Here is a 12,455-nt window from a genome sequence, read left to right as displayed (position 1 = left end):
GCCCTGGCGTCTCCGGCGTCTCCGGCGGCCCGGCGCGGCTCCGGCCGGTCCCGGACCGTCCCGCCCGGCGCTCACGGCCCGTCGGAGATCTTCCAGTCCTGCACGTCATTGGGCCCCTCGGCGCACTTCCAGGTGATCGCGCCCTTGTCGTTCTGCATATCGGTGAGGCACTCGTTGTTGGCCATATTGACGATGCGGGTGCGGCCGTTGCCCGCATCCACCAGCCGCCACTTCTGGTGCGGGGGCAGCCGGCCCGACTGCAGGTTCTCCCCCGGAACACCCTCGATCTGGACCTCGTTGGTGTTGACCTTCACGTCGACGACACGACCCGGGGCGCTGGCCGCCTCCAGGGCGACCGAGTTGTTCTCGGGGTAGTGATGGACGATCCACCACTGGTTGCGGCCGAACTGTTCCCCCGTCCACTCGGGGTTCTGGCCGACCTGGGTGCCGTCCACCTCACCACCCTGGTTGACCTGGAGATACCAGCCGCCATTGGCGGCGTCCCGGATGGTCTGCGCCTTCGGTCCCTCGTCCTTGTTCTCGTCGCCGCCCTCGGGCTCCTTCTCCGGCTCCTCCGAGGGCTCCTCGGACGGCTCCTTGGACGGCGAGGGCGCCGGCTTCTTGGGCGGATCGACCGGGCGTCCCGTCGGACCGGGCTTCGCCTTCGCACTGGTGGCCACCGTGGGCTGGGCCGTGAACCACAGCGCAACGAATGCCAGCGCCGCCACGACCAGCAGCGAGCACACCGCCATCGCCCAGCGCGGCAGCACGGACGGCTGAAGGTAGGTGCCGCGCAGATCGGTCGGCTCGCTGGCTCCGGCGCGCAGCACGGAGACGCTGAAGGGGTGCTTGTTGGTCCCACCGACCCAACTCACCGCTCCGGGGCGGATGGTGAGGTTAGCGAAGGCGGCACGGCCCGGCGCGACCTGGACCGATGTCGGCTCGGGCTCAACGGTGAGGGCGTCGCCGTTCTCGCGGCCGGAGAGGGAGACCGTCAGCGGCTGGTTGCCGAGGTTGTCGACGGCGACCGCCGCTTTGGCCCGCCATCGGCCGCGTACCGCCAAGGGCACCAGCTCACAGCGGAGTTCGGCGAACGGCCCGACCGTGACCTGTCCCTCGACCACATCGCGGATCTCGGGGTGCTCGGCCGGCTCGACGCGTATCCCGAAGGGCGTCGGACCGGCCACGGCGTCCGACGTCCGCGGGGGCGCGAATTCGACCTCCGCCGTGCCCTCGGCCCCCGGATACAGCCGCAGCACCTCCGGCTCCACCCGTGTCCAGCCCGCCGCGTCGCCGACCGGCCGCAGCCGGTACTCCTCGACGGTGTCGCCCGTGTTGCGTACCCGCAGCCTTACCCTCGCGACGGAACCGGGGTCGACGGTGATCGCGGCCGGTTCCAGTGAAGTCCACATGCTCACCAGGGCAGTCAACCGGCGGGGCCGGGTCCGGGTCAGCGTGCGTAAGGGCAGAACCGGGGGCAGAGGCAGGTGCCCTTACGGCTCTGTGCGCATCCCTGAGGCTCCCTGAGTCCGGCTGCTTACGGCTCCCGGCCCGGCCGTCATGGCGGAAGTAGTCGTTGCCGAGCTCCGCAAACGCCCGGTCGCGCTCCAGGTCCGGGTCGCCGATGTCCGCCTGGGACGCCCACCACACCCGTCTGAAGCTGGACGACCTGCCAGTTCGGCCGACTCGACACGCACCCCGTACGGCGTGGGACCGGCAGGGGCGTCCGGGGGTACGAGGGACAGCCGGTACTCCGCCACCGTGTCCCCCGTGTTGCGCACGCGCAGCCGGGCGGTGCCGCGGGAGCCGGGATCCACCGTTACGGCGGCCGGGTCCGGAGAGGTCCACAACGTCATGCGCGCAGGCTAGGGCGGTTGACGCCGCCTCTGATGGTAAGGAGGTGCCGCCCTGGGGGCGCCGGCTCCTGCCCCTCCGGCCATCTCTGGGACGGTTCCTGGACCGGGCCCCGCCCCCGCCGGAACCTGGACCGGATCCCGGAGCGGATGCGGAATCCGATCCGGGATGGATTCTCGGAGCGGATCCGGGACCGGCGCCTCCGCCACCGCAAGTAGCCGTAACAGCCGGGCGACGTTCGCCGCATCGGCCACACCCCGCCGTGCCGGCACCGCCTGCGCCGGCAGCAGGGAGCGGCGGGCCCGGTCGGGCTCTCCAAGGCTCGGCAGTGTACGGCCGTGGGCGGCCTGCGGCGGGTCCCCGAGAAGGCGGCGGGCGCGCGCCGTGGCCACGTCGTCGCCGTGCCGCCGGGCGCTGTCCACGGCGCGGCGGACGAGCGGTTCGAGGTCGCGGTGGCGCGCGGTGCCGCTGAGCACCTGCGACCACGCGGTGAGGAGATCCACGGCGGAACCCAGCAGAACGGGCGCCGCGTCCAGGGCCCGCTCCACGGCCGCGTACAGCCGCGTGTGCGCCAGGTGCAGCCACTCGTGGGCGGCGTCGGCATCGGCGAGCGTACGGCCCGGGGAGTCCGGGCGGCGCAGCAGACCGGGCGGGGCACCGTGCGGCCTGATCAGCCGTACCGCGGTCAGGACGGTGGCCAGCACATAGTCGAAGAAACGATGCTGCGCCGCCTCCCGCTCCCGCGGGCTGTCGTGCGCCTCGCCCAGCCGGCGCGCGAAGAGCCCGACCAGTTCGTGATAGCGGTAGCGGTCTTCGCCGTGCAGCTCCACGAGCCCGGCATCGACCAGCATCTCGACCGCCGCCTCCGCCTCGTCGTCGGTGGTGTCCAGCAGCGCAGCCGCGGCGCCCCGGCAGAAAGTCGGCATGCCGCACAGGGCGAAGGCCCGGAAAGCGTGGGCGAGGCCGGGCCCGAGTGCCTCGTAGCCGCCCCGGAAGGCCGCCTCCACTCCCAGGTCGCCCACCCGCAGCTCGTCCAGCCGCCGCCGCTCATCGCTCAGCCGGGCCACGAGGTCGGCCATGGCGCGGCCCGGCCGGGACGCCAGGCGGGCGGCGGCGATACGCACGGCAAGCGGCAACCCGCCGCAGGCGGCGACCAGTTCGCGCGCGGCATCCGGCTCGGCGGCCACCCGCTCGGCCCCCACGATCGCGCCGAGCAGCCCCAGCGCCTCCCCCTCGTCCATCACCTCCACGTCGACACGGTGGGCACCGGGCAGCGGGAGCGTCCGCGCACGGCTGGTGACCAGCACCGCGCACCCCGGTGCCCCGGGCAGCAGCGGCCGCACCTGTGCGCTGTCGCGGGCATTGTCGAGGAGGACGAGGACTTCGTGGTCGGCGAGCAGCGAGCGGTACAGGGCGGCCTTCTGCTCCACCCCGTCCGGTACCGCGCTCTCCGCGACGCCGAGGGCGCGCAGGAGGTGCGTCAGAACGGAGCTGCTGCCGGCCGGAGCCAGGTCGGTGCCCTGCAGATCCACATACAGCTGCCCGTCGGGGAAGTGGGCCCGTACGGTGTGGGCGACATGCACGGCCAGCGCCGTCTTGCCGACGCCGCCGAGCCCACTGAGCGTGGCCACCACCGGTGCCCTTCCGCCGGACGCCCCGCGCAGCGCCGAGACCAGGTGTGCGGCGGCCTCCGCACGTCCCGCGAAATCGGCGATGTCGGGCGGGAGCTGAGCCGGCACGGTCGGTGGAGGGCCGATACGCGAGGTGTCCCTGGGAGAGCGGGGCGGGTGGGGCCGGCGGTCCCGGCCGTCACCCGTGAGGTCACGGTCGGGACGGGCCCGATCACCGGCAGGACCGCCTCCAGGCCCCCCGGACCTGGGACCGGGCCCATGGCCCCCCGATCCCTCGCGCAACTCTTCGTACAGCGCGCGGAGTTCGTCGCCCGGCTCGGCACCGAGTTCGGCGTCGAGGGTACGGACGGTGGCCGCGTACACCGCGAGCGCCTCCGCCTGGCGGCCCGCGCGGTGCAGGGCCAGCATCAGCAGGGCCTGTGCGCGTTCGCGCAGCGGATGCTCGGTGGCGAAGGCGCGCAGTCCGGCGATCGGGTCGGCCATCGATGCGGCAGGCCGGCCCAACTCCACCACGCAGTCGAAGAGCTCCTCCTGGGCGGTGACGCACAGTTCGGTGAGCCGGTCGCGCTGCCGCTGTGCGTACGGTCCGGGCAGCCCGGCCAGCGCCACGCCCGCCGGGAGCGCCAGCGCACTCCTCAGCCGCTCGTAGGCGCCCGCGGTGTCGCCCGCCTTCCGCAACCGGTGCGCCGCGACCAGCCGCTCCTCGAACCGGGCCGCATCCAGCGCCTCGCCGGGCACCCGTAGTGCGTAGCCGCCACCCGACGACACCAGCAGGCGCGCGGGCTGCCGGGGCTTGCGGTCCGGCTCCAGCAGGCCTCGCAGCCGCGAGACGTACGTACGCAGGGTGCCCACCGCCCGCGGCGGCGGCCGCTCCCCCCACAGCGCGTCCACCAACTGCGCGACGGACACGGGCCGGCCCGCGTGCAGAAGCAGCACCGCCAGCATGGCGCGCTGCTGCGGCGGGCCGAGGTCCAGCGGGCTGTCTCCGCACCACGCCCGCACCGGGCCGAGCGTCTGAAACCGGAACCGGTCGCCCCGCTCCGGACTGCTCGCCTCCGCCGCGTCCTCCATGTCGTCCGCACCGTCCGCATCGCCGCGCACTGCCTGCTCGCTCCCCTGCCCCTGTCGTCCTGCGGCGCTACCCCTTCGGACCAGCACTGATGTACCGGCCGTACCAAACGGTAACGCAGCGCACGCACACCGATTGCCCAGGACCGACCCGCGAACGTCCAGTACTGGACCACTGTTTGCTCCCTTGTTCTCTCCGGCCGGCAGGGGTTCTCGTCCGTGCTCGCCCGTGCTCGACGGTGCCCGCCGACGCTTGCCGGTGTTCGGCAGGGCAGTCACCCTGCCTCTTCGGCTCCCCTTCCGCCTCTGGCTGTGACCCGCGCCGCGGCCGAAAATCGGCAGCGGGGCCGCCCGGGACGGCCCGGGGCCACCCAGGACGGACCACGGACCCACCAGCCACCGACCGGCCGCCAGAACGGAGCCTTCGTGCACGCACACGAACGGCGGGCCGCGGGCGAGGAATCGGCGCCGCGCACGGCCGCCCGCGGTTCCGAACGCCCTCGCACCCCCGCCGCACCCCTGTCCACCCACCGGCCGGACGCGCTGCGCGCCCTCCAACGGGCAGCGGGCAATGCGGCGGTCGCCCGCGCGCTGGCCCCGGCACCGGAGAACGCAAGGGACCCACGGCACACACAGCACATACAGCGGTACGGGGAGGGAGAGGCAGCCCTCGGCTTCGACAAGGTTTCTGCCAATGGCGGCATCGCCGTCCGGGGCCGCTACGAGGCCTACGCCGACGGCGACATGATCACTGCCGCCGCGCGCGAGCTCGAGGCCCAGGCCCGGGTGGCGATCACCCTGGAGCGCGGGGCTGCCGTGCAGGTCGGTGAGCGCACCCTGTACCGGGTGCTGCCCGTGTACAAGGACCCGGCGAGGGCCGAGACCGCCGTACGGGCCGCCGGCCGGAACCCGGAGGGTGCCGGTCACGAGCCCGTACGCGGGGACAGCGCGGCACGGCGCGACGAAAAGCGTGCCGCATACCAGCAGTCCCTGACCGACCCCCCGGAAGTCAGGCAGCTCATCGCGCTCACCCAGCGCATCGTGACGGCACTCAAGGCGCGGACCGACCCCCCGGGCCCTGTGGTCGACGGGCTGCGGGCCGAAGCCATGAAGCTGGCGCTGGCCACGATGGGCGGTGGCTGGATCGCCGCGCGGTTCCCCTACCCGGAACGCCCCGGCCGGGAGGGGCTGACGGAACTCGCCGTCCTCATGCCGGGCCTGACCTCTGACTTCCTCGCCGGCCTCCCCGCCGTCGAGAACCAGGAGGGCCTGGTGCACGAGCTGCTCATCGCCCTCCCCAACGACTGCCAGGGAGCCGCGGCGCAGCTCATCGGCAGGCCGGAGGACGGCGGCCTCAGCGTGCGGCGCCACGCACCCGCCGTGGGCGAGAACCACTTCGTCGACCTGACCGGAGCGGCCCCGGACGGCTGGGCGAACCACTTCGCCTCCGTCATCCTGCGCGACGGTGACGACACCCTCACGTACGAGGCGGCCGCCGACCGCACCAGTGCAGTTCAGCACGGCAAGTCCCTCGGCTACTTCGCGCTGTACGGCCGGGCCGGCACCGACCAGTCCTTCGACGCGGTCATCCGCGCCCAGAACCTGGCCTACGCAGCGCGGACGGCACCTTCCACATGACCTAACGGGCAGCGTGCTCTGCCCCCGAAGGCGCCCGTTCGTCTCTACAGCCGAGCCCGCCCATCGGCCAGGGTCGAGAGCGTAGGGCGCAGAAGTGGCAGCAGTGGTGATGGGGGAGGAACGTCATGCGGGCAGAGGATCGGCAGCCCGGCGCGGGGAGCGACCGCTCGGGGACCGCGCACGCCGCGCGTAGCACCCCCTCCCGCACCGCCGACGCGGCCCGCCTGGCAGCCGCCGGCCAGGCAGAGCGCCTCGCCCCGGAGGCGGCCGCCGCTCTCCAACGGGCCATGGGCAACGCGGCGTTCTCGGCTGCCATGGCCGACCAGGAGCAGCACCGGCACGGCCCGGCCTGCGGCCACACCGCACCTTCCACCGTGCAGCGCTCGGCCGTCCAGGACGTACTGCGCACCCCCGGTCGTGCCCTCGCCGAGCCGGTCCGCACGGACATGGAGTCCCGCCTCGGTGCCGACTTCTCCGATGTGCGCGTCCATACGGACCCCGCCGCACACGAGTCCGCCGAATCGGTCAACGCCCATGCGTATACGTCCGGTTCCCACATCGTCTTCCAGCGCGGTCGGTACGACACGTCCTCCGCCGCGGGCCGCCACATGCTGGCTCATGAGCTCACCCATGTCCTTCAGCAGCGGAGCGGCCCGGTCGCGGGGACCGACCGGGGCGACGGGACGAAGGTGAGCGACCCGTCCGACCGGTTCGAGCGGGAGGCGGAGACGAATGCGGCACGTGCCATGTCGGGTGCCGCCGCCGTCCAGCGGGCGACGGCCGACGGCCGGCCGCACCCCTCGGAAGCCTCCGGCCCACGGGCCGGCCACGCCGAGGTGCAGCGCGCCATGCACATGGCCAACGCCGACGAGCGGATCTACAAGGACAGCAACGACGAGGCGGAGGACTACGCCTACCTCTACCGCCTGGACGGCCACGGCCCGCTGTTCGTGACACACACGGCACTCACGAGGTTCCGGGACCACGTCGCACAGGCCCAGGGCGACCCCGTCGACCACGTGGCAGCACTCGGTGACATCTATGCCCTGCACTCCCGCGAGGACCGGCTCGTCCGGATCAATGACGTGCTGGGGCGGGCCGTCAAGGGCGTGGCACGGCATGCGTACGACAAGGGTGCCTCGGTCTGGCAGACCGGTGGCGGTTCCCGGCTCCCCGCCGCGCGCGGTCACCTCCTCAGCTTCGGAATGAACAGGAACGAGGCGCTGGAGACCCTGGGCGCCCAGCTCGACGGCTTTCCTGAGGTCGCGTTCCACAAGGCGACCGGGGAAGCGCAGTACGAAGGATTGAAGAACGGGCTGACCGCCGAAATAGGCAGCAACTTCTACGAGCACAGCGCACATGGGCGGAAGATCTTCTACATATCGACCGTGCGCCAGCAGCGGTCTGCCACGCACAGCGTGCGCACCGGGGGCCAACGGCGCGACGACGCCTTCTTCGCGAGTCTCGTACCCGGGACGGAGGACTGGGAACGCGTGCACCGGGAGTTCCGTGGGCTGCCGGCCGCGGATGCCACCTCCGGCTGGGTGAGCGGCCGGACGATTTCCACCATGGACCGCGGCTCGGGCCAGGACGCCGCCATGCACAACTGGAATGCGCTGGCCGCGGCAGCCTATGCCCGTCAATTCCTCAATATGCACCTTCCGCTGGACCAGAACTGGGAGTGGCTGCACATACGAGGTGCGCAACTCGGCGGCCGCACCGAGGGCGGAAATCTCGTGCCCGGACTCTTCTCCGCGAACTCGGCCATGATTCCCTGGGAGAACATGATTCTCGATTGGGCCGGGGCCGGCGCCGACACCTTCTGGGCGAAATTCGACGCAGATCCGATACCCGGCACTCCCTTTGCGAAGTCCATTCGGCTGAGCATCAAGGCCGTGGACCATCCACAACTGGGAAACCTGGAAGGAGTGCTCGGCTCCTTCGATCCACTCTCCGGGAGAACGGTGGACAAGCTCGCCGGAGAATTCGTCAAGCGCGCGGCAGACCAACGCGTCCGGTCCGGTGTGTGACCAGGTTACGCCTCCCACCGATCTGCCTGACCAGTTCTGAACCACAGAGAAATCCGAATCACGGAGGAAAGGGGCGCCATGCCCACCTATCTGTCCCCCGGCGTATACGTCGAGGAAGTCGCCAGCGGATCGCGGCCCATTGAAGGGGTCGGGACGTCCGTGGCGGCCTTCGTCGGCCTGGCGCCCACCGGCCCGCTCAATGACCCGACGCTGGTGACGAACTGGTCCCAGTACGTGGCCGCCTTCGGTGAGTTCACGGACGGGTACTACCTCGCGCACTCCGTGTACGGGTTCTTCAACAACGGTGGCACGGCCGCGTATGTCGTGCGGGTGGGTGGTTCCGGCGAGGGAGAGTCGCAGGCCACCACGGCCGGCGAGGCGCCCAGGGCGCTGACGGCCGGGGAGCCGGCCGCGCTGGGGGCCTTCAAGGTCTCGGCGATCGCGGCCGGTTCCGCCAACGGCGGGGCGCTCACCGTCGAGGTGCAGGACGTCGAGGGCGAGGGCAACGCCGACCGGTTCAAGCTGGTCGTCAGGGACGGCGACAAGGTCGTCGAGAGTTTCGACGTCAGCGCGAAGAAGAGCTCGCGGAACTATGTCGTCGCGCAGGTGAAGCAGCGGTCCAAGGCGATTGTCGTCGAAGAGGCCGTCCCGGCAGGGCAGGTGGCGAAGCCGGACGCGCAGAGCGTCACGCTGGCCCCGGCGCCCGCCGCCCCCGCCGCAGGCCGCGCGGTCGAGCGGATCGCCTCCGGCCAGTTCATCGGCGACTCCGCCGACCGCACCGGCTTCGGCGGCCTGGAGGCGCTCGACGAGGTCAACATGGTGGCCGTGCCCGACCTGATGGCCGCCTATCAGCAGGGCCTGATCGACCTGGAGCAGGTCAAGGCCGTTCAGCTGGGCCTGGTCGCGCACTGCGAGCTGATGGGCGACCGGATGGCCGTCCTGGACCCGCCGCCGGCGCTCAACGCACGCGACATCCGCAAGTGGCGCCAGGAGGTCGCGGGTTACGACTCCCGCTACGCCGCGCTCTACTACCCGTGGATCAAGGCCTTCGACCCGGCCACGGGCCAGACCCGCACCATTCCGCCGTCCGGCCACATGGCCGGTGTCTGGGCCCGTAACGACTCCGAGCGTGGCGTCCACAAGGCCCCGGCCAATGAAATCGTCCGTGGCGCGGTCGACCTGGAGCTGCAGATCACCCGCGGCGAGCAGGATCTGCTCAACCCGATCGGCGTGAACTGCATCCGGGCCTTCCCCGGACGCGGAATCCGGGTGTGGGGCGCGCGGACCATGGCCTCCGATCCGGCCTGGCGCTACCTGAACGTACGGCGCTACTTCAACTACCTGGAGGAGTCGATTCTCATCGGCACCCAGTGGGTGGTTTTCGAGCCGAACGACGCGGCGCTGTGGGCCCGTATCCGGCGCAATATCTCGGCGTTCCTGGTGAATGAATGGCGCTCGGGCGCACTGTTCGGGCAGCGGCCCGAGGACGCGTTCTACGTGAAGTGTGACGCGGAGACCAACCCCGTCGAGTCCGTCGACGTGGGGCGGGTCGTGTGCGAGATCGGCATCGCGCCGGTCAAGCCCGCCGAATTCGTGGTCTTCCGGCTCGCCCAGTTCTCGGGCGGTGGCGGGGAGTTGGAGGAGTAGCAGCCGTAGCCGGGGCCCGCGGTCCCCACCCTCGTCCCCTCACCCGTCACGATTTTTCTTTCCTCTCAGCGCACCCAGGAGTGAACCGCCTTGTCCCTTCAGCCCGGTGATGCCCTCACCTCACACAATTTCGGCCTGCAGATCGACGGCGTGATGGTCGAATATCTGCAGGAGGTCAGTGGTCTGACCATGGAGCAGGACGTCATCGAATACCAGCAGGTCTCGGCGGACGGAAAGCCCGTCGTGAAGAAGATGCCCGGCACGAAGAAGGCCGGCGAGTGCACGGTGACGCGCGGTATGACGCAGAGCGGCGCGTTCAGCGAATGGATCAACAAGTCCATTGCGGGCGATATGGGTTCGGCCCGTAAGAACGCCACGATCATGATGATGGACTACCAGAACAGCCCTGTGAAGCGTTACAACATGCGCAATGCCTGGTGCAGCAAGGTGGAGACCAGCGGGGTCAAGGCGGGCGACGCCGCCGCGCTGACCGAGCAGGTCACCATCGTCTTCGAAGAGCTGGTCATCGAGTAATGCGGCGCGACGGCCCGGCGGGGGCACAACAGCAACGCGAGCCCCTGCGTACGGAATTCGAGTTCGAGTTGCCGCGCGGATTCGTGGACGAGTCCGGGACCGTCCACCGCAACGGCGCGATGCGGCTCGCGACGGCACGGGACGAACTGATCCCGCTGCGGGATGTGCGGGTGCGCGAGAACCCGGCCTATCTGTCGGTCGTGCTGCTGGGCCGGGTCATCACCCGGCTCGGGACGCTCGCCTCCGTGCACGACGGGACGGTGGAGAACATGTTCGCCTCCGACCTGGCCTTTCTGCAGGATTTCTATCGGCAGATCAATGCGGAGGGGCACACGCGCGCCGCGGTGTCCTGCCCGCACTGCGAGGAGCCTTTCGAGGTAGAGCTGGCCGGGAGCCGCCTGGGGGAATCGTGACGTACGCGACCGGGCGCATCGAGGAGGAAGTCGCTTATCTCGCCTACCACTTCCACTGGGGCATCGACGACATCCTCGACCTCGAACACGCCGACCGGCGCGCGTACGTGTCACAGATCGCCGCCCTGGTGGAGCGGGCTGAAGGGAAGCAGTGACGGAGGATGGGGTTGTTCAGGTGGCGGCGGGGGTCGCGGGGTACGCAGCGTGCGCAGGGGCCTGAGGCCGGGGCGGCTGCGGATGCTTCTGCCGGGAGCGCGGACGGTGGCGGTGGTGGCGGCGGTGGCGGCTGGTCCGCCGTGCCCCCCATCCAGCGGGTCCTGGAGGCGCCCCGCACCGTCGCGGAGGCCGGCTTCGCCGCGTCGCTGAGCGCGCACCGCAACCCCTCTTTCGGAGGGGAGCTGGGGCATGACGTCCATGCCTCGGCACCCGGTGGCGTGTTGCGCGATGCGTTGGTGCCCGTCGCGGGCCGCCCCGCCGACCTCGGCCTCCCGGTTCTGCGGCTTCCGGTCACGGGACGGGTGGATGAGGCAGCGGCCGGGGGCGCGGAGGCGGGCTCGGGGTTCGCTGCCGTGCCGGGGGCGGCCTCCGGGTTCGCTGCCGTGCCAGGAGCGGGCGCGGGACGAGGCGCGGCTGCGGGGCAGGGCGTCGGGGTACGTTCCGCGCCGCAAGCCGGGCCCGTGGGTGGGGCAGCACATACGAGGACCCCGGGTGGGGCACGTATGACGACCCGCGGTCGGGCACGTGCGAAGACCCTCGGTGCGGCACGTGCGGAAAGCCGGAATGCGGCACGTACCGAGACCCAGGACCCAGCGCGTATCGACGCCCGAGGTGCGGCCGCCGTACAGCGGGCGGCTGCGCCGGGTGCGGCGCCGCCGCCCGCGACGGCTGCCGCCCGCGCTCCTCGTCACCCCACTTCGGGGGGCAAGATGCCCTCCACGACCCCGCGGAACGACGCGCCGAGCACCGCGTCGTCCGTCTCGCCGAGCACGCCTCCGGTCACCTCGGCGGCCGGGCCGTCCATCACACCGTCCGTCACGTCTTCCGTCCCGCCTGCCATGCCGCCCGGCATGCCCTCAGGCGCCCTGCGAGGTGGAGGGCCCAGGTCGGCGGTGGCCGAGCCGGCATCCAGGGGTGTTGGCGATGCGCGTGGGAGTGGCACGGTCGGGCCCGGTCCCGCGGTCGCGCCCAGCACCAGGGCTGTGCCCGCCGGCCAAGCCGTGCCCGCCGGCGAAGGTGAGGCCGCTCGCGCCACGTCGCGTGGGACGAGGTCTGCCGCCCTCCCCTCAGCCGTGGCCGTAGCCATGCCCGTACGGAAGGCCGTCGGCGCGCGGCCTCCGCTCACCACGGCGGACAAGGTCGCGATGCCGCCGCGCCGCCTGCAGGCAGCCACCTCGTCACATACGGGGAGCAGCGGCACCGCCCCCTCCCCCGCCAACACGCCTCTGCCACGCACCGAAGCGCCAGCGCCGGCACCCACCACGGATCCGGCAGCGGCGCCCCCTGTCTCTCCCCCCTCACCCCGCACCCCTGCCGCCGAACCGGCGAGCGCGGGTGCGGCACCGGCCCCCGCCGCTGTACGACCCGGCATCCCCCAACGGGTCGTACAGCGGCGGGCTGGTCTTCGGCCGCACCTTCCCGGC

9 protein-coding genes and 1 pseudogene are annotated in these 12,455 nt (G+C 71.9%); 6 read left to right on the top strand and 4 right to left on the bottom strand.

Annotated features, from left to right (window positions below; genetic code table 11):
* Positions 1 to 71: 71 nt before the first annotated feature.
* The 3 genes and pseudogenes from AB0D04_RS40670 to AB0D04_RS40660 all read right to left on the bottom strand — a co-directional run bounded on the left by AB0D04_RS40670 (position 72) and on the right by AB0D04_RS40660 (position 4,586).
* Complete coding sequence (locus AB0D04_RS40670) at positions 72 to 1,412, bottom strand: RICIN domain-containing protein (protein WP_362712442.1); 1,341 nt, start codon at positions 1,410 to 1,412, stop codon at positions 72 to 74.
* 276 nt (positions 1,413 to 1,688) lie between these two features.
* Positions 1,689 to 1,856 (bottom strand): annotated as a pseudogene (locus AB0D04_RS40665) (hydrolase); the annotation flags it as partial.
* A gap of 9 nt (positions 1,857 to 1,865) precedes the next feature.
* A complete protein-coding gene (locus AB0D04_RS40660) occupies positions 1,866 to 4,586 on the bottom strand; it encodes a BTAD domain-containing putative transcriptional regulator (RefSeq protein ID WP_362712441.1) in 2,721 nt (906 codons plus the stop codon).
* 393 nt (positions 4,587 to 4,979) lie between these two features.
* On the opposite strand from AB0D04_RS40660, the gene AB0D04_RS40655 reads away from it, so the two are divergent.
* The 6 genes from AB0D04_RS40655 to AB0D04_RS40630 all read left to right on the top strand — a co-directional run bounded on the left by AB0D04_RS40655 (position 4,980) and on the right by AB0D04_RS40630 (position 10,970).
* Complete coding sequence (locus tag AB0D04_RS40655; protein WP_362712440.1) at positions 4,980 to 6,191, top strand: hypothetical protein; 1,212 nt, start codon at positions 4,980 to 4,982, stop codon at positions 6,189 to 6,191.
* Between the two features lie 314 nt (positions 6,192 to 6,505).
* Positions 6,506 to 8,221 (top strand): DUF4157 domain-containing protein, encoded by a 1,716-nt coding sequence (locus tag AB0D04_RS40650; protein ID WP_362712443.1) that lies wholly within the window; start codon positions 6,506 to 6,508, stop codon positions 8,219 to 8,221.
* Positions 8,222 to 8,299: 78 nt separating this feature from the next.
* Positions 8,300 to 9,868 carry a phage tail sheath subtilisin-like domain-containing protein gene (locus tag AB0D04_RS40645; RefSeq protein ID WP_362712439.1) on the top strand — a complete coding sequence of 523 codons (1,569 nt, stop codon included), beginning with the start codon at positions 8,300 to 8,302 and terminating at the stop codon, positions 9,866 to 9,868.
* Positions 9,869 to 9,958: 90 nt separating this feature from the next.
* Positions 9,959 to 10,402 (top strand): phage tail protein, encoded by a 444-nt coding sequence (locus AB0D04_RS40640; RefSeq protein ID WP_238575828.1) that lies wholly within the window; start codon positions 9,959 to 9,961, stop codon positions 10,400 to 10,402.
* Positions 10,402 to 10,815: a hypothetical protein gene (locus AB0D04_RS40635; protein WP_109888413.1), complete on the top strand. Its 414-nt coding sequence runs from the start codon at positions 10,402 to 10,404 to the stop codon at positions 10,813 to 10,815. Before AB0D04_RS40640 ends, AB0D04_RS40635 begins: the two co-directional genes overlap by 1 nt.
* Complete coding sequence (locus tag AB0D04_RS40630; protein WP_085927347.1) at positions 10,812 to 10,970, top strand: DUF6760 family protein; 159 nt, start codon at positions 10,812 to 10,814, stop codon at positions 10,968 to 10,970. The genes AB0D04_RS40635 and AB0D04_RS40630 overlap by 4 nt, the downstream gene beginning before the upstream one ends.
* A gap of 749 nt (positions 10,971 to 11,719) precedes the next feature.
* On the opposite strand, the gene AB0D04_RS40625 is transcribed toward AB0D04_RS40630, so the two are convergent.
* Positions 11,720 to 11,872: a hypothetical protein gene (locus tag AB0D04_RS40625; RefSeq protein WP_362712438.1), complete on the bottom strand. Its 153-nt coding sequence runs from the start codon at positions 11,870 to 11,872 to the stop codon at positions 11,720 to 11,722.
* Between the last annotated feature and the right edge of the window lie 583 nt (positions 11,873 to 12,455).

This window comes from Streptomyces sp. NPDC048483, from assembly GCF_040651455.1.
In the GTDB taxonomy this organism is placed as follows: domain Bacteria; phylum Actinomycetota; class Actinomycetes; order Streptomycetales; family Streptomycetaceae; genus Streptomyces.
The sequence above is the reverse complement of the archived record's forward strand: the minus strand, read 5'-3'. Positions and strand labels throughout refer to the sequence as shown.

Bases quoted from the DNA above. Each gene is read 5' to 3' on its own strand.
- AB0D04_RS40670 (WP_362712442.1), bottom strand. From the start codon at position 1,412: ATGTGGACTTCACTGGAACCGGCCGCGATCACCGTCGACCCCGGTTCC.
- AB0D04_RS40650 (WP_362712443.1), top strand. From the start codon at position 6,506: ATGGCCGACCAGGAGCAGCACCGGCACGGCCCGGCCTGCGGCCACACC.
- AB0D04_RS40645 (WP_362712439.1), top strand. From the start codon at position 8,300: ATGCCCACCTATCTGTCCCCCGGCGTATACGTCGAGGAAGTCGCCAGC.
- AB0D04_RS40635 (WP_109888413.1), top strand. From the start codon at position 10,402: ATGCGGCGCGACGGCCCGGCGGGGGCACAACAGCAACGCGAGCCCCTG.
- AB0D04_RS40625 (WP_362712438.1), bottom strand. From the start codon at position 11,872: ATGGCAGGCGGGACGGAAGACGTGACGGACGGTGTGATGGACGGCCCG.